Source organism: Nocardioides mesophilus (assembly GCF_014395785.1).
In the GTDB taxonomy this organism is placed as follows: Bacteria; Actinomycetota; Actinomycetes; order Propionibacteriales; family Nocardioidaceae; genus Nocardioides_B; species Nocardioides_B mesophilus.
In genome coordinates this window covers 1,817,609-1,837,812 of the sequence record NZ_CP060713.1, presented here as the reverse complement: position 1 = coordinate 1,837,812, position 20,204 = coordinate 1,817,609, and the positions used below count along the sequence as shown (strand labels likewise).

Genomic DNA, 20,204 nt, shown 5'->3' with positions numbered 1-20,204 from the left:
AACCCAGGCCGGCCTCCGCGGGGTGCCGCAGCGGCAGATCGGGTCGGGGGTCGGGTTGGGTACGGTGCGCAGCGAGATGAGTGAGCACACCGGCGGGCCGCTGTCCCGCACCGACCGGCTGGACCGGCTGCCGTTCACCCGCGAGCACGGGCGGCTGGTCGCCGGCTCCGGCGTCGGCTGGGCTCTCGACGCCATGGACGTCGGGCTGATCAGCTTCGTGATGGCCGCGCTGGCGGTGCAGTGGAAGCTCGACGACACGACCTTGTCCTGGATCGCCTCGATCGGCTTCGTCGGCATGGCGATCGGCGCCGGCGTCGGCGGTCTGCTCGCGGACCGGATCGGACGTCGTTCGGTCTTCGCGCTGACGCTGCTGGTCTACGGCCTCGCCACTGGCGGTGCCGCGCTGTCGTGGTCGGTCGGGTCGCTGCTGGTCTTCCGGTTCCTCACCGGCCTCGGTCTCGGGGCCGAGCTCCCGGTGGCCTCCACCCTGGTCAGCGAGTTCGCCCCGGCCCGGATCCGCGGTCGGGTGGTGGTGGCGCTGGAGGCGTTCTGGGCGGTCGGCTGGGTGCTCGCCGCGCTGATCGGCTACCTGCTGGTGCCGGCCGACGACGCGGGCTGGCGGTGGGCGCTGGCGCTCGGAGCAGCCCCAGCGGTCTACTCGGTCGTGGTGCGGCTCGGGCTGCCCGAGTCCGCGCGCTTCCTGGAGGGCCGCGGCCGGGTCGACGAGGCGGAGGCCGTCGTACGCCGGTTCGAGCGCGCCGCCGGCGTACCCACCCCGACCGGGCCGCCCCCCGCGCCCGCCGCAGCGGGGAGGGCCGGACCGGGCGAGCTGTTCGCGCCCGGCAACCGGCGCTGGACGGTGTCGCTGTGGGTGGTCTGGTTCGCGGTCAACTTCTCCTACTACGGGGCGTTCATCTGGCTGCCCACCCTGCTGGTCGCCTCGGGCATGGACCTGGTCCGGTCCTTCGGCTTCACGCTGGTGATCACGCTCGCGCAGCTCCCGGGGTACGCCGCGGCCGCCGTGCTCGTCGAGCGGTGGGGCCGGCGACCCACCCTGTCGACCTTCCTGGCCGGCTCGGCGGTGTCCGCGGTGCTCTTCGGGGTCGCGGACACCGAGAGCTCGGCCCTGCTCAGCGGGATGGCGCTGTCGTTCTTCAACCTCGGCGCCTGGGGCGCGCTCTACGCGCTGACCCCGGAGGTGTACCCCACCCGGCTGCGGGCGACCGGCGCCGGCTGGGCCGCCGGGTTCGGCCGGATCGCCTCGATCCTCGCGCCGCTGTCGGTGCCGTGGCTGCGCGGCAGCGGCGGGGCGGCGCTGACCTTCACCGTGTTCGCGGCCTTCTTCGCCGTCGGCGCCACCGCGGTGTGGGGGCTGCCGGAGCGCCGGGGCCGCTCGCTGGACGTCGAGCCGGTCGGGTCGACCGAGGTCGCTGCTGACCGGTCGTGAGGCGACTGCGGCGCCGCGGCGGTCAGGAGCCGATCCGGAAGGCCCGCGGCGCGGCGAGGCCCCGCTCGGCGACGCCGCGCTCGATGCAGAACTCGTTGCCCTCGGGGTCGGCCAGGGTCACCCAGCCGGACCCGTCCGGCTTGCGGTGGTCGCCGAGGACGCTCGCCCCGGCCTGCACGGCCGCCTTCACGGTCTCGTCGCGGGTGCCGTGCTCGGGCGAGAGGTCGAGGTGGACCCGGTTCTTGGCGGTCTTGCCCTCCGGGACGGGGATGAACAGCAGCCCCGGTCCCTCGTGGGGGAAGTGCGGCGCCACCAGCACCTCGGGGTCGTCGTCGTAGTAGACGTTCCAGCCGACGAGCCGGGACCAGAAGTCCGCGAGGGCCCGGGCGTCGGCGCAGTCGAAGGTGATGTTGTGCAGGTGCAGGCTCATAGGCCCACCCTCACGCCACCGGGCGCGGTACGACAACACCATTTCCGTCTCGAGGACGGTGACGTCGTGGCTCAGGTGGCCGAGCTGCGGGAGCGCTGAGGTGTCGGCGTCCGGGAGAAGATCTCCAGCAGGGCGCCCACCCTCTCGGTGGCCTCCGCCGGGTGCCGGAAGGGCATCTGCGGGTGCAGGTGGTACTCGTTGCGGCGCCCCACCCGCACCTTGGTGACGTAGCCGTCGACCTCCAGGTCGTTCACGATGCCCTGCGCTGCCCGCTCGGTGATCCCGACCTCGGCGGCCAGGTCGCGGATCCGTGCATGCGGGTCCCGGCTGAGCGCGACCAGGACGTGGCCGTGGTTGCTCAGGAAGGTCCACTTCTTCGCCGGGTCGGACGTCGTCACGGCGCCACCGTAGCCGGTGGGTCAGCCGGATGAGCGTCTCATCACGAGAGACGTATCTAATTACCGGCAAAAAATCTCAGGTATTGTCATGCCCATGTCAACGCTTCAGTGGGCACGCCGGCTCTCGGCGGTCATCGGGTCAGCGGGCGTGGCCGCGGCCCTCACGACGGACGGGTCGCTGACCTGGACGGTGTCGGCGGGCGGCGTCGCCTGGGGTCTGCACGTGGACCGGGTGAGCGCGGTGCTGCTGACCCTGGTCGGCCTCCTCGGCTGGCTGGTCACCACCTACGCCGTGACCAACCTGCGTGGCCAGCGCCGGCTGGGGCGGTTCGGGCTGCTCGCCGGGGGCGCCCTCGCGGCGCTGGGCCTGATGGTGACCGGTGCCAGTCTGCCGGTGGTGGCGCTCGGCTGGACCGCGAGCGGACTGGCGATCGCCGCGCTGGTGGGCCACGCCGGTACGCCGGGTGCCCGCCGCGCAGCTGCTCACACCCGCCGGCAGCTGCTCGTCGGCGACGCCCTTCTCTGGCTGGGCGTCCTGGTCGCGCTCCTGGCGCTGCCGACCGTGGACCGCGCGGAGCTGGCGGCCCTGGGCGCGGACGGCCTCTCGGCGGCGTCGGGCGCGGGGGCCGCGACCGCGGTGGCGCTGTGCCTGGTGGCGGCCGGGCTGGTGCGCTCCGCCCTGGTGCCGTTCCACCGATGGCTCCCGGAGACCGCGGAGGCGCCCTCGCCGGTCTCCGCCCTGCTGCACGCCGGCGTGGTCAACGGGGCCGGCATCCTCCCGCTGCTCGCCTGGCCGGTCCTGGCAGCCGCTCCGGCGGCGCTGCTGCTCCTGGTCGTGGCGGGGGTGGCCTCGGTGGCGCTGGGGACCCTGGCCGCGCAGGTGCGCACCGACGTGAAGGGCAGGTTGGCCTGCTCGACGACGGCCCAGATGGGCTGGATGGCGGTGCAGCTCGGCCTCGGCCTGCCGGCCGCAGCGCTGCTGCACCTCGTGGGTCATGGCTGCTACAAGGCCTGGCTGTTCCTCCGCGCCGGCGGCGAGGTCACCCGCAGCCGGAGGCGGCCGGCCCCACAGGGCGCTGCGGTTCCCCGGGTCCGCGGCGACGGCCTGCCCTGGGCCACGCTCGCGGCCCTCGTCGCGGTGCTGGGCGCCGCCCCGGCCGCGGTGCACCAGGTGGAGCTGCTCGGGGCGCCCGCCGTGCTGCCGTTCCTGCTGGCCGTGTCCGCGGCGGCGGTCGCCGGTCGGGCGGCCGGACGCGACCGGGGGCCGGCCGGTCCGCGGACCGGTGTCGCCGTCCTGGCGGGACTGGGCGCCGCGGCGTACGGCTGGCTCCTGCTGGGCTGGGAGAGTCTGCTGTCCGACCCGTTCCCACCGGTGCCGGTCTGGGACGGCGTCCTCGCCGTCGCGCTGGTCGCCGGGATCGTCACCGCGGGCGCGCTGCTGCTGCTCGGGGTACGGCGGGTGGGGCCGACCTCGACGTCGGCCCTCGCGGTCCGGCTGGGCGGCTCCGCGCTGCCACCGTGGCACGCGCGGGTCGGCGGGCGTGCCGGCTGGCCGACCGCTCGCGCTGCCGGGGACCGGCGATCCGGTGGCGGCGCGCTCGGGCCGGAGCCGGTGGCCGCGCTGGTGCGCACCGCCGGGACCCTCGTCTCGCCGCAGTGGCCGCTGCGGGAGATGGTGGCGGCCAACCCGCTCGCGAACCTGGAGACGATGCCCTTCGACGACGCGGTGCAGGTGGTCGAGCGCGTGCACGGCGCTGCGGGGAACCTGCCGCTGGGGACCTACCACTGGCTGCACGCCACTGGCCGGATCAGCCGCGGCGACCTCGCGGTGGTGGTCGCCGACCTGACCGGCGGCACCGCGGGCCGCACCGCCCTCGACGTGGACCTGTCGGTGGAGCAGTTCCTCGAGGCGTCGGCCGCGGAGGCCGCTGCCGGGTCCGCCGCCCCAGGTGCCTCCCCGGCTGCCGGCACGGCCGGGAAGCGGGCGGCGACGCTCCGCTTCTGCGAGGCCGCCGGCGACGACCGGGGGACCGCCCGGCTCGCGGGACTGGTCGACGACCACGCGGCGTTGTGGACCCAGCGGGCCTGGTCCCGCGCCCACGATGACGCCGTCGGGCCGTGGCGGCTCTGGCGGGCGGCTGCGGTGCAGACCGGCTACGAGCGGCAGGTCCGGGTGCGCGGCCTCAGCCGGCTCGTCCGGGACCTGCCCGAGGACCCCGCCGCGGCGCTGGCGGTGCTGCTGGACCGGGCCGGGGTGTCGCGGCAGGGCCTGGTCGGCTACGTCTGCCGGACCCTGGCCGCCGCCCCCGGCTGGGCGGCGCACGCCCAGTGGCGGGTGCGACGGACCGGCGAGCTCACCCCGCTGCTGGAGCTGGTGGCGCTGCGGGTGGCGCTCGACGTGCTGTTCACCGGAGCCGTGGCGGCACGCCCGGTCGACCTGGAGGCGCAGCAGCGTCCGCAGCCCGAGCGGACGCTCTTCGCCGGCCGGCGGCTCGCGAGCGTGTGGCAGCTCGCCTACGAGCGCGGCGTCCACGACGACCTCCTCGCCCGGCTGCAGCGGCAGGCGGACGGCCACCGGCCGGAGGCGGAGGCCCCGGCGGCCCGGCCGAGCGCCCAGCTGGTGCTCTGCATCGACGTACGCTCCGAGCGGCTGCGTCGGGCGCTGGAGCGGCAGGGTGACTACGAGACCTTCGGCGCGGCGGGCTTCTTCGGCGCCGCGGTCCGCTACCACGACGCCGACGGCGGGTCGTTCGACCAGTGCCCGGCGCTGGTGGTGCCGACGCACGAGGCCGCCGCGGCGCAGGACGGTCCCGTGCGGCTCCGGTCCCGGGTGCACCGGGCGAGCACGTCGCTCGGGAGCGCGCCGGCGGTGCCGCTGGTGCTGGCGGAGGCAGGCGGGCTGCCGGCGGCGGCCGCTGCGCTGGCCGCCACGGTGCTGCCCTCCCGCTGGCGGTCGGTCGACCGGTCCTGGACCCGGCGGGCCCTCGGCCGGCAGCCGGCGCCGTCCCCCCGGCTGCACGTCGCCATGACGCAGGAGGAGCGGGCCGACCTCGCCGAGGGCCTGCTGCGCGCGATCGGTCTCGTCGACGGCTTCGCGCCGCTGCTGGTGGTCTGCGGCCACGTCGCGGCGATGGAGAACAACGCCTACGCCTCGGCCTACGACTGCGGCGCCTGCGGCGGCAACGGCGGCGAGGTGAACGCCGTGGTCGTGGTCGACGCGCTCAACGACCCCGAGGTACGGCGTCGTCTCGCCGCGCGGGGCATCACGCTGCCTGCCGACACCGTGGCCGTCGCCGCGGTCCACGAGACCACGACGGACGCCCTGACGGTCGACCCGCTCGCGCAGGCCCGGCTCACCCACGCCGCGCAGCTCGAGGCGCTGGAGCGGGACGCGCGGCTCGCCGCTGCGGCGACCTGCGAGGAGCGGCTGCGGACGCTCCCGGACCAGGTGCGGGGGCGTCGGCGCGGCCCGGGCCGACGGGGCGACGCGCGCACCGTGGCGGCACGACGGGCGAGCGACTGGTCCGAGCCCACGCCCGAGTGGGGCCTGGCCGGCAACGCGGCCATGCTGATCGGCCCGCGGCGGCTCTCCGCGGACCTCGACCTCGACGGCCGGGTGTTCCTGCACTCCTACGACGAGCGGCAGGACCCCGACCGCGCGGTGCTCGAGTCGCTGCTGAACGCCCCGGCCGTGGTCGGGCAGTGGATCAACGCGCAGTACTACTTCTCGACGGTGGCGCCCGACGTGCTCGGGGCGGGGGACAAGACCACCCACAACGTCGTCGGCGACGTCGGCGTGCTCACCGGGGCGCACGGCGACCTGCGCCTCGGCCTGCCGTGGCAGGCGCTGTTCGCCGCCGACCCTGCGGAGGTCCCGCCGCCAGGGGCGCACGAGCCGGTGCGGCAGCTCGTGGTGGTGGCCGCCGCGCCGGAGGCCGTGCTCGCGGTCGTCCGTCGCTCGACCGTGCTCCAGCGGCTGGTCTGCGGCGAGTGGCTGCACCTGGCCTGCCTGTCGCCGGACGACGGGGCCGATCGGCGGGTGCACCTGGTCACGACGGACCTGCGGACGACGCCGTGGAGCCCGCCGCTCGCGTCGCCCTGGACCGACCCGTCGGCGGACCCGTTCGCCGATGCCGTCGGCCCGCGGTGAGCCGGTGAGCGCGGTGAGCCGGTGAGTGGGCGCGGCTCGGGTGGTAGCTCTGGCTGATCGGGCTCGCGACCTTCGACGCCTGACCGGCGCTCAGCGCGGGGCCAGCCGCAGCAGCGGCACCCGGCGACCGAGCAGGTCCACGGCGGGCCCGAGCAGGAAGATCACCAGCAGCGTGCCCGGGCCGACCGCGGCGCCGAGCAGCCAACCGACCAGCGCGCCGCCGCCCTGCACCAGGCTGTAGCTCCACCGGAACGGCATCGGCGGGTCCCACGCCAGCGCCGCCGCCTCGGCCGGCCCGGCGCCGGTGTCGCTCGAGAGGTACGCCGCCACGCCGAGCGGCAGCAGCGCGAACGCGAGGAGGAGCTCGACCACCCGCGCGCCCAGGGAGGACGTGTCCGGGATCGCCGCCATCGCCGCGGTCACCGAGAAGCCGACGAGGAGCGGCTGCACGAGCGTGCCCAGCCCCGGCACGGTCCCGCGCACCCACGCCATCGCGATCAGCAGCACGCCGACGACGGCGTTCAGCACCCAGAACGGCTGCCCGCTGCTCAGCGTCAGGCCGTTGACGAGCGTCGAGTAGCCGTCGGAGCCCAGCGCGGCCTCGAGCAGGAGCGTCACCCCGAGGCCGAGCACGAGGCAGCCCAGCACCAGCTGGACCACCGCTGCGACGGGCGTGCGGCTGGTCGGGCGCAGGGTCATGAGGGTCAGCCTCGCGCCGGTGCAGGTCGCGAGGCAACCGGGTTCCCGGGCCCGGACGCGCAAGGACCTGCCGACCGGAAGGGAAGGGCGTGGTCGGCAGGTCCTCGGCCAGGGGGAGACGCTGAGCCCGGCGCGGCAAGGGTGCGGCCTCGACAGGACCGCACCGGGCTCAGCGTCCGCTCAGCACCAGGGGTAGTCGAACAGGCTGCCCGCTCCGGCCCGGTGGTCGGCGAGCACCACCGAGAGCGGCAGCGGGTCCGGCAACGCGGCCACGTTGGTGCCCGCCCGCGGCGTCACCCCGACGCCGACGGCGGTGGCGATCGGCAGACCGTCGCGGGCGACGGTGCTGAACAGCCCGGCCTCCTTCAGGGCCGCGATGCCGGCCTGCATGCAGGCGGTGTCGGGCAAGCTGTCGGCGGCGTGGGCCGCGGTCGCCGGGAGTACGACGGCCGTGGCGGCGAGCAGGGTGGCGGCGGCTGCGGTCGCGGTGAGGCGCATGTGGTTCCTCCGGGAGCTCGAACGGAAAAGTACACAACAACTTCTACATGCTGTGTAGGTTTCTGGTCAAGACCCCCGGAGGGCACGTAGAGGAACAGACAAGCCGCGGTCCGGGCAGCGGGGGTGCTGCCCGGACCGCGGCTCGGTCGTGTCGGGCCGGGTGCTCAGGTCGCGACGGGGCGGAACCCGCGCAGCCGCAGGCTGTTGGTCACCACGAACACCGAGCTGAACGCCATCGCGGCGCCGGCCAGCATCGGGTTCAGCAGCCCGGCAGCGGCCAGCGGCAGCGCGGCCACGTTGTAGGCGAAGGCCCAGAACAGGTTGCCCTTGATGATGCCCAGCGTCCGCCGGGCCAGCCGGATCCCGTCGGCCACGACCCGCAGGTCGCCGCGGACCAGGGTGAGGTCGCTGGCCTCGATGGCCACGTCGGTGCCGGTGCCCATCGCCAGGCCCAGGTCGGCCTGCGCGAGAGCGGCCGCGTCGTTCACCCCGTCGCCGACCATGGCGACCGTGCGGCCCTCGGCCTGCAGCCGGCGCACCACCCCGACCTTCTCCGCCGGCAGCACCCCCGCGATCACGTCGGACTCCGCGATCCCGACCTGCCGGGCGACCGAGCGCGCCACCGTCTCGTGGTCGCCGGTGAGCAGCACCGGCGTCAGCCCCAGCCGGCGCAGCAGGGTGATCGCCTCGGCGGAGGTCGCCTTCACCGCGTCGGCCACCACCAGCAGACCGCGCGCACGCCCGTCCCAGCCGACCGCGACCACCGTGCGGCCCTCGGCCTCGGCCGCCGACATCGCCTCGGCCAGCCGCGGGGACAGGTGCTGCGACCACTCGGCCAGCAGCCGCGGTCGCCCGACGAGCACCGCGTGCCCCTCGACGACCCCCTGGACGCCGAGTCCCTCCACGTTCGCGAAGCCCTCCACCTCCGGCAGACCGCCCGACCGGTCGGCCGCGCCGCGGGCGACGGCCCGGGCGATCGGGTGCTCCGAGCCGGACTCCAGGGCGCCGGCGAGCCGGAGCACCTCGTCGGCCTGCTCGTCGTCGTCGGCGACGACGTCGAGCAGGGTCATCTGCCCGGTGGTGACCGTGCCGGTCTTGTCGAGCAGGATCGTGTCCACCTGCCGGGTGCTCTCGAGCACCTCCGGGCCCTTGATCAGGATGCCGAGCTGGGCGCCGCGACCGGTCCCGACCATCAGCGCCGTCGGGGTCGCCAGCCCGAGCGCGCACGGGCAGGCGATGATCAGCACCGCGACGGCCGCGGTGAAGGCGACGGTCAGCCCGTTGCCGGAGCCGATCCAGAAGCCGAGCGTGGCCACGGCGAGCGTGATCACCACGGGCACGAAGATCCCCGAGATCCGGTCGGCGAGCCGTTGCGCCTGGGCCTTGCCGTTCTGGGCGTCCTCGACCAGGCGGGCCATCTGCGCCAGCTGGGTGTCCGCGCCGACCCGGGTGGCCCGGACGACGAGACGACCGCCCGCGTTCACGGTCGCCCCGGTCACCGCCGTACCGGGCCCGACCTCCACCGGCACCGACTCGCCGGTCAGCATCGACTCGTCGACCGCGGAGGTGCCCTCCTCGACGACACCGTCGGTGGCGAGCTTCTCGCCGGGGCGTACGACGAACAGGTCGCCGACGCTGAGCTGCTCGACCGGGATCCGGTGCTCGGAGCGGCCGGACGGGCCGTCGCGCAGCACTGCAACGTCCTTGGCACCGAGCTCGAGCAGGGCGCGCAGCGCGGCCCCGGCCCGCCGCTTGGACCGGGCCTCGACGTAGCGACCGGCGAGCAGGAACGTCGTCACGCCGGCCGCGGCCTCGAGGTAGATGTTGCCCGCGCCGTCGCTGCGTCCGACGGTGAGCTCGAACGGGTGCGTCATGCCGGGCTCCCCGGCGGTGCCGAGGAACAGCGCGTAGAGCGACCAGCCGAACGCGGCCAGCGTGCCCAGCGAGACCAGCGTGTCCATCGTCGAGGTGCCGTGCCGCAGGTTCGTCCAGGCCGCGCGGTGGAACGGCCAGCCTCCCCACACGACCACCGGCGCCGCCAGGGTCAGGGAGAGCCACTGCCAGTAGGTGAACTGCCAGGCCGGCACCATCGCCAGCACGACCACCGGGAGGCTCAGCACCGCGGAGATGACCAGCCGTCGGCGCAGCGCCGCGGTGGGGTCCTCGGGGACTGCGGTCTCGTCCCCGGCGGGGCGCTCGGGACGGGGGAGGGTGGCGGCGTAGCCGGCCTGCTCGACCGTGCTCAGCAGCTGCTCGGGCGGGAGGTCGGCCGGGAAGCTGACCCGGGCCTTCTCGGTCGCGTAGTTGACCGTCGCGACGACGCCGTCGAGCTTGTTGAGCTTGCGCTCGATGCGGTTCGCGCAGCTGGCGCAGGTCATCCCGGTGATGGCGAGCTCGACCTGCTGGGTCGGGCCGGCAGCGGGCTGGGTCTGGTCGGTCTTCGTCATCGGTCCACCTCCACGGTGAAGGCGGCTGTCCGGACGACCCCGTCGTGGCGGAAGTCCAGGAACAGCCGGTAGCGCCCGGTGCTCGGCACCTCGGCGGTGAAGTCGATCCCGGGTCCGGCGGACGCCCCCTCGTGCGGGTGCACGTGCAGGTAGGCCAGGTCGCCGTCGCGGAGCGCCACCAGGTGGCCGTAGGAACCGAGGTAGGGCTGCAGGTCGGTGACTGGCGTCCCGTGGTGGCTGATGCTGAGCCGCACCTCGGACGCCGTACCGGCCGACAGCTGCCCGGACAGCCGCACCTGGTAGCCGTCCACCTCGGCGACCCGCGACGGGGCGGGCAGGGCGACCGGCGTGAACCGGCCCGGGACCGCGAGGTCGGTGCCCAGCGTCAGCGGCTCGTGGCCGGTCGCCGTGAAATCGGCGTCCACGCGCCAGGTGCCCGGGGTGAGCGCCAGGTCGGTGCTCCACCGTCCGGTGGCCGGGTCGAGGCTCGGGTGCACGTGCTGGAAGCCGCTGAGGTCGCGACGGACCACGATCAGGTGCAGCCGCTTCCCGTGGACCACGTCGAAGTCGGTGACCGGGTCGCCGGCGGCATCGCGGACGGTGAAGGAGAGCGGTACGGCGGCGCCCGGCGCCACGACCGCGGGGTCGAGGTCGAGGGTGAGGCCGTCCTGGCTGCGCATCAGGCCGCCGGGGAGGTGCTCGGTCGTGTCGTCCGCGTGCCCCATCTGTCCTTCCTGTCCTGCCTGGCCTGCGTCGGCCATGTCGTGGGCGGCGGTGGGCTCGGCGTCGAGGGTCGGCCCCCAGGCGCGGCCGGCCACGACCGAGGCGCCGAGCACCGCGAACAGGGCCAGCGTGAAGGCGCCGACCCGTGCCGGGGTGTTCACGCGACGGCGTACCCGGCCTCCTCGACGGCGGCGCGGACGGCGTCGTCGTCGAGGGGCTGGGCACTGGTCACGGTGACCGCACCGGTCTCGAGGACGACCTGCACGTCCTCGACGCCGTCGATCTCCTGGATCTCCTCGGTGACCGAGCTGACGCAGTGGCCGCAGGTCATGCCGGTGACGGTGTAGGTCTGGGTGCTGGTCATGGTGGTGCTCCTTCGTTCCGGTCCGGTGAGGACGTGGGGGTTCTTCGGTGGTCTGGCTGTCTGGTTGTGCGCGTGCCGTGCCGCTGAGCGCGGCGGGTCAGGACTTGACGAGGCGGGCGATGGCCGCGGACGCCTCGGCGATCTTGGCGTCGGACTCCGCGCCGCCGGCGCGTGCGGCGTCGACCACGCAGTGGCTCAGGTGCTCGTCGAGCAGGCCGAGCGCGACCGACTGGAGGGCGCTGGTGACCGAGGAGACCTGGGTGAGGATGTCGATGCAGTACTTCTCCTCCTCCACCATCCGCTGCAGGCCCCGGACCTGACCTTCGATCCGGCGCAGGCGACGCTGGTAGTCGTCCTTGGCGTGGATGTAGCCGTGGTGGCTGTGCTGCTCGGGCTGCTCTTGCTGGTCGGGCTGCACGGGCTGGTTGGCCATGGGGGTTCCTCTCGCCGGCGGCCCGGGATACCCCTGGGCCCTATCCATGGGACCGACGTTATACCCGTAGGGGGTATCACACAAGGGCCACCTGGACCGGTGGCCAGGGTTCGCCGTGCGGCGGGCGGGTACTCGTCCTGCGGGACACCCGACGACCCGGCCCGAGGAGGACCCCCGTGCGACGACTGCGCTTCCACGGCCGGATCGTCGGGGTCGGCTCGACCAGCGGCACCCGGATCGTTCTCGGCCACTGGCACCGCACGCCACTGGGTGCGTTCTCCGACTTGATGGTGGAGACCGCCGCCGGGCACCGGGTGCTGGTCGCGCCGCGCGAGGAGGTGGCGGCGTTCGTGGGCGCGACCTACCGCTTCGACGAGGTCCGCATCGAGCCGGTCGCCGTCGAGGTGGTCCGGCGCAGCTGGGCGGTGCGCAGCCCGTCGCTCGACATGGTGCTGCAGGTGGGCCGGCGTACCCCGGCCGGTGCTCTGCTGCACCTGGTGCCCGAGGGCGTGGCGACCCGGCCGCTGTGGTCCGCCGCCGCCGACCCGGTCAGCCGGGTGGTGATGCGGGGGGTGCGCACCCGCGGGTCGGCCGGGGCCGGGCGGCGCGAGTGGTACGGCGCCACCGACGTGCACGCCGTGGAGGGACTGGCCGGCCGCTTCGACGGCGTGGACCTCGGGGAGCTGGCGCCGGTCGACCCGCCCTGCCACTTCGGCTTCTCCTCGACGCCGCGCCGGCCGAGCGTCACCGACGTGGTCACGACCGTCGAGGTGCCGTCCTAGACGGTGGCCTCCCGGGCGGCGGCCTCGAGCGGCTCGATCTCGAGCTTGCCCATCGTCAGCATGGTGGCCATCACCCGTCCAGCCACCTCAGGATCCGGGTCGCCGAGCAGCTCCGGCAGGCGCCGCGGCACGACCTGCCAGCTCAGGCCGTAGCGGTCCCGGAGCCATCCGCAGCGGCTCTCCTCGCCGCCCCCGCCGAGACGTGACCAGTAGTGGTCCACCTCGGCCTGGTCGGCGCAGTCGACCTGGATCGAGATCGCTTCGGTGAACCCGGCGTGGTCGGGGCGGCCGTTGAGCGCCACGAACGGGGCGCCGTCCAGCTCGAAGGTGACCGCCAGCACCTCGCCCGTGCCGCCCGGGGCGTTTTCCGGAGCAGGCGTCACCCCGGTGATCCGCGAGCCCGGGAACACCGAGACGTAGAACCGGGCGGCCTCCTCGGCGCCGCGGTCGAACCACAGACAGGTCGTCGTCCTGGTCATCGCTTCGTCCTCTCACCCGGGTCCGGGCGGCTCCCGGACCCCTCAGCTGGACCGACCCTCTGTCGTGCCCGGACTCATCGGCGGCGAACCGATCGCGCCGACCCGGTGGCCCAGGGGGTGGATCGGTCGGAGCTGGGCGCTGCTGCCGATCCGGCTGACGCGGCCGGTCACCAGGCGGCGAGCACCGCCGCGACACAGGCGACCGCCGCCGCAGCAGCCCGGACGCGGTCGGCCAGCAGCAGCCGGCGTACCAGCGCCTCGTCCTTGCCGGCGGAGAGCCGACCGTGCGTCGGCGCCGCCAGAACCGCGGTCACCGCGAAGGTCACCACGACGGCCGACAGGCAGGCCCACACCCACGGATCGCCGGCGTCCTCGAGGAGCGCCCAGCCTCCCGCGAGCACGAGCGCGCCGTAGACGAGCACCACCAGCGGCGTGATCAGCCGGGAGTGTGCGTCGTGGTTGCGCCGCCAGTGCTCGGGCTCGACCCGCGCCAGCGCCGGGTAGACCAGGACGGTCACGGTGAGCTGGAACCCCGCGTGCAGAGCAGTGGCGACGGCCAGAGCGAGCAGGGAGGCGTCCGGGTTGCTCACGGCGCGAGCCTAGGGACTCGGCGCAAGTCCGGCGGCCGGCTGGGTGCCCTGGGCAGCGTGGCGTGGGGACTGCAGGCGCGGCACGGGGGTCCCGCGGCCGCGCAGCCTCGCTCGGACATGCACTCGGGCGGGTCCGGTCGGGTGGCCGGGCGTGTGGACCGCCGGTTCGGCCCGCGAGTGCATGTCCGAGTGCAGGTCCCAGCGCGGCCGGGTGGCGGGCGTGGCTGCTGACCGGTCGGACCCGCGGCCCGGTCAGGTCCGGGGACCGGCTGCTGCCCGGCCGACCCGGGCCAGCAGGCGGGTGCTCGCGTCGGCTCCGGGGGGTACGTCGAGCGCCGGCGCGAACCGGCCCTCCCCGGTTCGGCCGTCGAGGAGCAGGTCGGCGACCTCGATCAGCGCCCGCGCGAGCGGGTCCGGGATCGGTCGCGGCGCCCCGCAGGCCACCGAGACGTCCCAGCCGTGCACGGCGATCTCCAGCGATCCGGCGGCAGCGAGCAGGTCCGACCGGATCGGCGCGCTGCCGACCAGGACCGCCGGCGCCGCGCCGGCCGCCCACGCGGCGAGCAGCGCGCAGGCGCGTCCCTTCAGCGCCGCGACCGAGGCGGCCGTTCCCGACGCCGTGCCGTGGACCGGACCACCAGCCGTGCCATGGGCCGTGCCGCCAGCCGTGCCGCCGGTCGAACCACCGCCCGCGTCGGCCGGGGACGGGCTCGGCTGCCCGAGGTGCACGTACCCGAGCTCGGCGGCCTCGGTGAAGGCGGCGAGCGAGTCGTCCATGTGCCGCAGCAGGGCGGCGAGGTCCCAGGAGGCGCACGGAGTCGCGGCGTGCGGCGGGACGCCGCCGACGAGCGCGAGGCAGCCGCGGGTGTAGCCGACGGCGCGCTCGAGGAGGGCGGGAGCGCCGGTCAGCAGCTCCTCCCGCGGGGCCAGGCTCATCAGTGCCCCTCGGGCTCCCGGGCCGGCAGTCGCTCGGGCAGCCCGAACAGCTCGAAGAGCCCGGGCGAGAAGAACGCGGCGACGTGCGCCACCCGGGGCCCCTCGAAGGTGAGCACCTGGAGCTGGAACGGCACGAAGTCGCCCGCGGGCGTGCGCATGTACAGGCCGAACGCCGGCTGGCCGTTGGCCCGGGTCGGAAGCATCGGCATGTCGTAGGTCTGGCCCGGGCACTGGGTGTCGATGAGCCGGCCGATGTTCTCGGCGCCCTGGTACCAGCCGGCGAACGGCGGCATCTCCCAGACCGCCTCGCGGGTGAGCATCGAGACGATCGTGTCGATGTCCTTGTCCCAGAAGGCCTGGACGTAGCGGTCGAGGAGCTCGCGCTGCTCCGGCGTCGGCTCGTCGGCGGTCTCGCCGGCGACGCGCACCCGGTCCATCTGGGCGTGCGCCCGCTGCAGGGCGCTGTTCACCGCGGCCGGGGTGGTCTCGAGCGCCTCGGCCACCTCGGCGGCCTTCCAGCGGAGCACGTCGCGCAGGATCAGCACCGCCCGCTGCCGGGCCGGCAGGTGCTGCAGGGCGGCCACGAACGCGAGCCGGATGCCCTCCCGCGCCTCCGCGGCGTCGGCCGGGTCGGCCACGAGCGCGTCCGGGGCCGGTTCGAGCCAGGGCACCTCCGCCCGCTCGTCGAGCGGGTCGCCGGCGGTGCTGCCGGGCTGGCCGAGCCCGGTGGGCAGCGGCCGGCGGTCCTTGCCCTCGAGCGCGGTGAGGCAGACATTGGTGGCGATCCGGTGCAGCCAGGTGCGCACCGAGGAGCGTCCCTCGAAGGAGTGGTAGGCGCGCCAGGCCCGCAGGTAGGTCTCCTGGACCAGGTCCTCGGCGTCGTGCACCGAGCCGGTCATCCGGTAGCAGTGCGCGAGCAGCTCGCGCCGGAACGGGTCGGCGACCGTGGTGAAGTCACCCCGGTCCGGGGCCGGCGCACCGGCCGGTGTCCCGCCCGGCGTCCCGGTCCCGGTCTCTGCCTGGATCCCCGTCTGGGTCTGCGTCATCTGGTGTCCCCTCGCCTCGACTCACTCTAGGGACACTGACCGGTGCCGGCCAGAGAACTCATCGGTCGGCGCCGCCGCGGGCCGACCGGCGTCCGGGAGGGGCGGGTGTCTCGGTCAGAGCACGCTGCGGAACGCCTCGGTGGCGCGCTCCAGGTAGCGCAGCACCACCTCGCGCTCGGCGTCGTCGAGCTGGGAGTCCATCTCGCCGAGCGCCCGGAACATCGGGATCAGGTGCCCGAGGATCTCCTCGCGCCCCGAGGGGGTGATCACCAGGTCGGTACGGCGGCGGTCGCCGGCGTGCGGATGCCGCTCCACGTGGCCGCGGCCGGTCAGCCGGTCCACGATGCCGGTGCTGGCCGCGGAGGTGACCCCGAGCAGCCGGGCGACCTCGGCGGGACCCATCGGCCGGGCCACGAGGTGCTCGAGCGTGACCAGCTCGGACTGGCTGAGCCCGGCCCGCTCCGCGACCACCGGTCGCACCCGGCCGGCCACCTCGACGAGGGTGCGCAGCGCGGTCAGCGTCTCGGTCTGCTGCCACGAGGAGACGAACTCGGTGGCCGGTCCGGCCGCGGGCGACCCGGGAGGGTCCGCAGCGACCGGCCGGTCGTCGGCGTCCGACATGGTGGGACAGCCGTCGGTCTCGGCGGTCGGACCGTGCTGGGTGGCGTCGCTGGACATGCTCTGCTACTTTCCTGGCTTGGTAAGTAACCAACTTAACTATCAACGTGCTGACGAACAACAGGGAGTGTCACACATGAGCGGCCCCGCACCCGACCTGCTTGCCCGGATCCGTGCCCTGATCACCGGCCGGCGGACGGCGTGGGCGTTCGCCCTGGTTCCGCTGCTGCTGGCAGGCGCGGCCGCCGGTGTCGTCGGGGAGGCCGGCCGCACCAGCTCACCGCTGGACTCGCTCCCGCGCGACGCCGACAGCACGATCGCCGCCGAGCTGCAGGACCGGCTCCCCGAGGACGCCTCCACGGCCGTGGTGCTGTTCACCGCCGACCAGGGCAAGCTCGACCCGGGCGCCGTCGGCGCGCTGCAGGGAGCCGTGGACGACGTGCGCACCCAGCTCGAGCTGCCCCCGGGGCCGCCGGTGACGCCCTCCGAGGACGGCACCGCCGCGCTCGCCGTGGTGCCGGTGCCGCAGGTCGGGGCAGCGGAGAACGCCGAGCTGGTCGGCGAGCTGCGGGACTCGCTGGACGCGGCCGTGCCCGACGGGGTCACCGCACAGGTGACCGGCCCGGCCGCGGTGCAGGCCGACCTCGCCGCGGTCTTCGACGGGGCCAACACCAGCCTGCTGCTCACCACCGCGCTGGTGGTCGCGGTGCTGCTGCTGCTGACCTACCGCAGCCCCGTGCTCTGGTTGATCCCGTTGACCGTCGTCGGGGTCGCCGACCGTCTCGCCGCGGTGCTGGCCACCCACGTGCTCGCCGCGGTGAACATCGCCTGGGACGAGTCCACGATCGGCATCCTCTCGGTGCTGGTGTTCGGTGCCGGCACCGACTACGCGCTGCTGCTGATCTCGCGCTACCGCGACGAGCTGCGGCACGAGGAGAACCGGTTCACCGCGATGGCGCACGCGCTGCGGCGTACCGCGGAGGCGGTGCTCTCCAGCTCGGTGACCGTGGTGCTCGGGCTGCTCACCCTGCTGCTCTCGCTGATCCCGAGCACCCGCGGACTGGGCCTGGCCTGCGCGATCGGTGTGCTCACCGCGGCCTCCTTCGTGCTGGTGGTGCTGCCGGCTGCGCTCGTCGTCTTCGGCCGCTGGATCTTCTGGCCCAAGGTGCCGCGGGTCGGCCAGCAGTCGCTGGTCGAGTCCCGCACCCTGTGGCACCGGGTCGGGGACGCGGTGGCCGTGCGGCCGGCGGTGTACGTCGTCGGCTCCGCGATCGTGCTCGGGGTGCTCGCCCTCAACGTGCTCCGCATCGACACCGGGCTCGGCCCCGCCGACCAGTTCCTCGAGAAGCCGGAGGCGATCGCGGCCTCGGAGCGGCTCGCCGAGTCGTTCCCGGCCGGCACCTCCGACCCGGTGCAGGTGCTCACCCGCGGCAACGCCGAGCAGGTGCTCTCCGAGGTCCGCGACTCCGACGGAGTCCGCAGCGCCCAGGTCAGCCGGTCCGCGGACGGCATCACCGAGATCACCGCGGTCATCGACGCCGCCCCCGGGTCGGAGGAGTCCACCGCGACGGTGATCGGCCTGCGCGCCGCCCTCGCCGACCTCGACCAGACCTATGTCGGCGGCACCCAGGCCCAGGCCGTGGACGCGACGGACGCCGCCGCCCGGGACCGGATGGTGATCCTGCCGCTGATCGTCGTGCTCGTGCTGGGCGCGCTGATCCTGCTGCTCCGCTCCCTGCTCGCGCCGTTCCTGCTGGTGCTCACCGTGCTGGCGACGTACCTCGCCAGCCTCGGCCTCTCCTGGCTCGTCTTCACCCAGGTGCTCGGCTTCCCGGCGCTGGACGTCGGCGTCCCGCTGCTGGCGTTCCTGTTCCTGGTCGCGCTCGGCGTCGACTACAACATCTTCCTGGTCACTCGCGCGAAGGAGGAGGCCGCCGCCCACGGCTCGAAGGCCGGCATGCTGCGCGCGCTGACCGCGACCGGCGGCGTGATCACCAGCGCCGGCATCCTGCTGGCCGCCGTGTTCGCGGTGCTCGGCGTGCTGCCGCTGGTGGTGCTCGCCCAGCTCGGCGTGGTGATCTGCATCGGCGTGCTGCTCGACACCCTGCTGGTGCGCACCGTCGTGGTGCCCGCGCTCGGGGTGCTGCTCGGCGAGACGTTCTGGTGGCCGCGGCGGGTCTCGGGCGACCACCGGGACGGCGTCCGACGCGACGCTGGGGCCGGTGCTTTGACTCCCGCCGGGCGGGATGGTCGGATCGGGGGGTGAGAAGCCGCACCCTCCTCGCCACCGTCCTGCTCGCCGGCTCTGCCCTCGCCGGCTGCACCAGCGGATCCGCGGATCCGGGGCAAGAACCCGACGACGTCGCCCGGGCGCTCGCCGCTGGCCTGACCGCCGGCGACCTGACGGGCGTCCCGGTCACCGGGAAGGTCGCGCCGGAGAAGCTGCGGGCCCGGGTCAGCGAGGGGATGGAGGAGGCGACGCCCACGGTGAGCGTGCAGGACGTCACCGAGTCCGGCGACGGCAGCTCGGCCACCGCCGCGCTGGACTTCGAGTGGGACCTCCCGGACACCGACGCGACCTGGACCAGCACCGGCACCGTCGACCTGGACCGGGTCGGCGAGGCCTGGAAGGTGGCGCTGTCGGAGTCGGCCTGGGGCCTCAAGCCCGGCGAGGTGCTCCAGCTGTCCGCGGTCGCGCCGGAGCGGGCACCGATCACCGGCCGCGGGGGCGCCGCGATCGTCGAGGACCGGCCGGTGCTCCGCTTCGGCATCGACAAGACCCGGGTCGGCCCCGGCCGGCAGGCCGCCTCCGCCCGGGCGCTCGCCGCCGCCGTCGACGTCGACCCCGCTGCGTTCGTGGCCCAGGTGAAGGCGGCCGGGGAGAAGGCCTTCGTCGAGGCGATCGTGCTGCGTGAGGCCGAGGCCCAGCCGCAGCTGCAAGCGGTCGCCGGAATCCCCGGCGCCGGGGTGGTCGCCGACACCCTGCCGCTCGCGCCGACCCGCGAGTTCGCCCGCCCGATCCTCGGCTCGGTCGGGCCGGTGACCGCGGAGATGGTCAAGAAGTCCGACGGCGCCTACGCCAGCGGCGACGAGGCCGGTCTCTCCGGGCTCCAGCAGCGGTACGACGAGCGCCTGCGCGGGACCCCCGGGTGGGTGGTCACCGCCACCCGGTCCACGGGGCAGCGGGAGCGCAGCCGCAGACTGTTCCGGCTGGCCCCGGTGCCGGGTGCACCGTTGCGGACCACCCTCGACCTGCGGCTGCAGGAGCAGGCCGAACGCGTGCTCGCCGACGTCGGGCCGTCCAGCGCCCTGGTCGCGGTGCAGCCCTCGACCGGTGATCTGCTCGCCGCCGCGAGCGGACCCGGGTCGGAGGGCTACTCCACCGCCACCGTCGGCCAGTACGCCCCCGGCTCGACGTTCAAGGTCGTCACCAGCCTGGCGCTGCTGCGCGCCGGGCTGGACCCGCAGAGCCGGGTCTCCTGCCCGTCCACCACCGTCGTGGACGGCAAGCGCTTCAAGAACTACGACGACTACCCGGCCTTGGGTCTCGGCGAGATCACGCTGCGCCAGGCGGTGGCGAACTCCTGCAACACCGCCTTCATCGAGCAGCGCGACCGGGTCCGGGACCTCGACCAGGCGGCCGCCGCGCTCGGGCTCGGCGTCGACCACGACCTCGGCTTCCCGGCCTACTTCGGCCAGGTGCCCGGTGGCCCCGACGGCTCGGGTGGTTCAGAGACCGCGGCGGCGGCGGCGCTGATCGGCCAGGGCGAGGTGCTCGCCTCCCCGATGGCGATGGCGGCGGTCGCGGCCTCGGTGGCGCAGGGGCGCACCGTCGTACCGCACCTGCTGCCGGACGTGGCGCCGACCGCCTCCCCGGACCAGCCGCTCACCGCCGGGGAGGCGGAGCAGCTCCGGGGGCTGATGCGCGCGGTGGTCACCGAGGGCAGCGGCAGCCTGCTCGCGGACCTCCCCGGGCCGCCGGCGCTGGCGAAGACCGGCACCGCGGAGTTCGGCAGCGAGGAGCCGCTGCGGACCCACGCCTGGATGATCGCCGTGCACGGGGACCTCGCCGTGGCGGCCTTCGTCGAGGTCGGCGACTCGGGCTCCGGCACCGCCGGACCGCTGCTCGAGGAGTTCCTCCGCAGCGCGTCCTGATGGCGAGGT

18 protein-coding genes are annotated in these 20,204 nt (G+C 74.9%); 5 read left to right on the top strand and 13 right to left on the bottom strand.

Annotated features, from left to right (window positions below):
• Nucleotides 1-76 precede the first annotated feature (76 nt).
• Entirely contained in the window at nucleotides 77-1,447 is a 1,371-nt protein-coding gene (locus tag H9L09_RS08685; protein WP_187580226.1) for an MFS transporter, read from the top strand.
• 22 nt (nucleotides 1,448-1,469) lie between these two features.
• On the opposite strand, the gene H9L09_RS08680 is transcribed toward H9L09_RS08685, so the two are convergent.
• On the bottom strand, nucleotides 1,470-1,877 hold the full coding sequence (locus tag H9L09_RS08680; protein ID WP_187580225.1) for a VOC family protein: 408 nt from the start codon (nucleotides 1,875-1,877) through the stop codon (nucleotides 1,470-1,472).
• Between the two features lie 71 nt (nucleotides 1,878-1,948).
• Nucleotides 1,949-2,275 (bottom strand): helix-turn-helix transcriptional regulator, encoded by a 327-nt coding sequence (locus H9L09_RS08675; RefSeq protein WP_187580224.1) that lies wholly within the window; start codon nucleotides 2,273-2,275, stop codon nucleotides 1,949-1,951.
• A 94-nt stretch (nucleotides 2,276-2,369) separates the two neighbouring features.
• Here H9L09_RS08675 and H9L09_RS08670 point away from each other — a divergent pair, with 94 nt between their 5' ends.
• Entirely contained in the window at nucleotides 2,370-6,425 is a 4,056-nt protein-coding gene (locus H9L09_RS08670; protein WP_187580223.1) for a putative inorganic carbon transporter subunit DabA, read from the top strand.
• A 90-nt stretch (nucleotides 6,426-6,515) separates the two neighbouring features.
• Here H9L09_RS08670 and H9L09_RS08665 read toward each other — a convergent pair whose 3' ends face one another.
• From H9L09_RS08665 to H9L09_RS08640, 6 genes are all read right to left on the bottom strand, one after another.
• Entirely contained in the window at nucleotides 6,516-7,124 is a 609-nt protein-coding gene (locus H9L09_RS08665; protein WP_187580222.1) for a DUF6198 family protein, read from the bottom strand.
• Between the two features lie 180 nt (nucleotides 7,125-7,304).
• The gene (locus tag H9L09_RS08660; protein ID WP_187580221.1) at nucleotides 7,305-7,622 is read right to left on the bottom strand and encodes a hypothetical protein; all 318 of its coding nucleotides are present in this window, start codon (nucleotides 7,620-7,622) and stop codon (nucleotides 7,305-7,307) included.
• Nucleotides 7,623-7,786: 164 nt separating this feature from the next.
• Nucleotides 7,787-10,069, bottom strand: a complete 2,283-nt coding sequence (locus H9L09_RS08655) for a heavy metal translocating P-type ATPase (protein ID WP_187580220.1) — start codon at nucleotides 10,067-10,069, stop codon at nucleotides 7,787-7,789.
• The gene (locus H9L09_RS08650; protein ID WP_187580219.1) at nucleotides 10,066-10,953 is read right to left on the bottom strand and encodes a hypothetical protein; all 888 of its coding nucleotides are present in this window, start codon (nucleotides 10,951-10,953) and stop codon (nucleotides 10,066-10,068) included. Before H9L09_RS08650 ends, H9L09_RS08655 begins: the two co-directional genes overlap by 4 nt.
• Nucleotides 10,950-11,156 carry a heavy-metal-associated domain-containing protein gene (locus tag H9L09_RS08645; RefSeq protein WP_187580218.1) on the bottom strand — a complete coding sequence of 69 codons (207 nt, stop codon included), beginning with the start codon at nucleotides 11,154-11,156 and terminating at the stop codon, nucleotides 10,950-10,952. Before H9L09_RS08645 ends, H9L09_RS08650 begins: the two co-directional genes overlap by 4 nt.
• 97 nt (nucleotides 11,157-11,253) lie before the next feature.
• The gene (locus H9L09_RS08640; RefSeq protein ID WP_187580217.1) at nucleotides 11,254-11,589 is read right to left on the bottom strand and encodes a metal-sensitive transcriptional regulator; all 336 of its coding nucleotides are present in this window, start codon (nucleotides 11,587-11,589) and stop codon (nucleotides 11,254-11,256) included.
• A 176-nt stretch (nucleotides 11,590-11,765) separates the two neighbouring features.
• On the opposite strand from H9L09_RS08640, the gene H9L09_RS08635 reads away from it, so the two are divergent.
• Nucleotides 11,766-12,371, top strand: coding sequence for a hypothetical protein (locus tag H9L09_RS08635; protein ID WP_223164268.1), 606 nt, complete (start codon nucleotides 11,766-11,768; stop codon nucleotides 12,369-12,371).
• On the opposite strand, the gene H9L09_RS08630 is transcribed toward H9L09_RS08635, so the two are convergent.
• The 5 genes from H9L09_RS08630 to H9L09_RS08610 form a co-directional block, all read right to left on the bottom strand.
• Nucleotides 12,368-12,850, bottom strand: a complete 483-nt coding sequence (locus H9L09_RS08630; RefSeq protein ID WP_187580216.1) for a VOC family protein — start codon at nucleotides 12,848-12,850, stop codon at nucleotides 12,368-12,370. The two genes, H9L09_RS08635 and H9L09_RS08630, sit on opposite strands and share 4 nt — an antisense overlap.
• A gap of 167 nt (nucleotides 12,851-13,017) precedes the next feature.
• Nucleotides 13,018-13,440 carry a DUF1772 domain-containing protein gene (locus tag H9L09_RS08625; RefSeq protein ID WP_187580215.1) on the bottom strand — a complete coding sequence of 141 codons (423 nt, stop codon included), beginning with the start codon at nucleotides 13,438-13,440 and terminating at the stop codon, nucleotides 13,018-13,020.
• Between the two features lie 252 nt (nucleotides 13,441-13,692).
• Nucleotides 13,693-14,376: a maleylpyruvate isomerase N-terminal domain-containing protein gene (locus tag H9L09_RS08620; RefSeq protein ID WP_187580214.1), complete on the bottom strand. Its 684-nt coding sequence runs from the start codon at nucleotides 14,374-14,376 to the stop codon at nucleotides 13,693-13,695.
• On the bottom strand, nucleotides 14,376-15,422 hold the full coding sequence (locus tag H9L09_RS08615) for a sigma-70 family RNA polymerase sigma factor (RefSeq protein WP_187580213.1): 1,047 nt from the start codon (nucleotides 15,420-15,422) through the stop codon (nucleotides 14,376-14,378). Before H9L09_RS08615 ends, H9L09_RS08620 begins: the two co-directional genes overlap by 1 nt.
• Nucleotides 15,423-15,536: 114 nt before the next feature.
• Nucleotides 15,537-16,100 (bottom strand): MarR family winged helix-turn-helix transcriptional regulator, encoded by a 564-nt coding sequence (locus H9L09_RS08610; RefSeq protein ID WP_246456369.1) that lies wholly within the window; start codon nucleotides 16,098-16,100, stop codon nucleotides 15,537-15,539.
• A gap of 76 nt (nucleotides 16,101-16,176) precedes the next feature.
• Here H9L09_RS08610 and H9L09_RS08605 point away from each other — a divergent pair, with 76 nt between their 5' ends.
• Together H9L09_RS08605 and H9L09_RS08600 are read left to right on the top strand one after the other, a co-directional pair.
• Nucleotides 16,177-18,306 (top strand): MMPL family transporter, encoded by a 2,130-nt coding sequence (locus H9L09_RS08605; RefSeq protein WP_187580212.1) that lies wholly within the window; start codon nucleotides 16,177-16,179, stop codon nucleotides 18,304-18,306.
• Complete coding sequence (locus H9L09_RS08600; protein ID WP_187580211.1) at nucleotides 18,303-20,195, top strand: penicillin-binding transpeptidase domain-containing protein; 1,893 nt, start codon at nucleotides 18,303-18,305, stop codon at nucleotides 20,193-20,195. Before H9L09_RS08605 ends, H9L09_RS08600 begins: the two co-directional genes overlap by 4 nt.
• The last annotated feature ends 9 nt before the right edge of the window (nucleotides 20,196-20,204 follow it).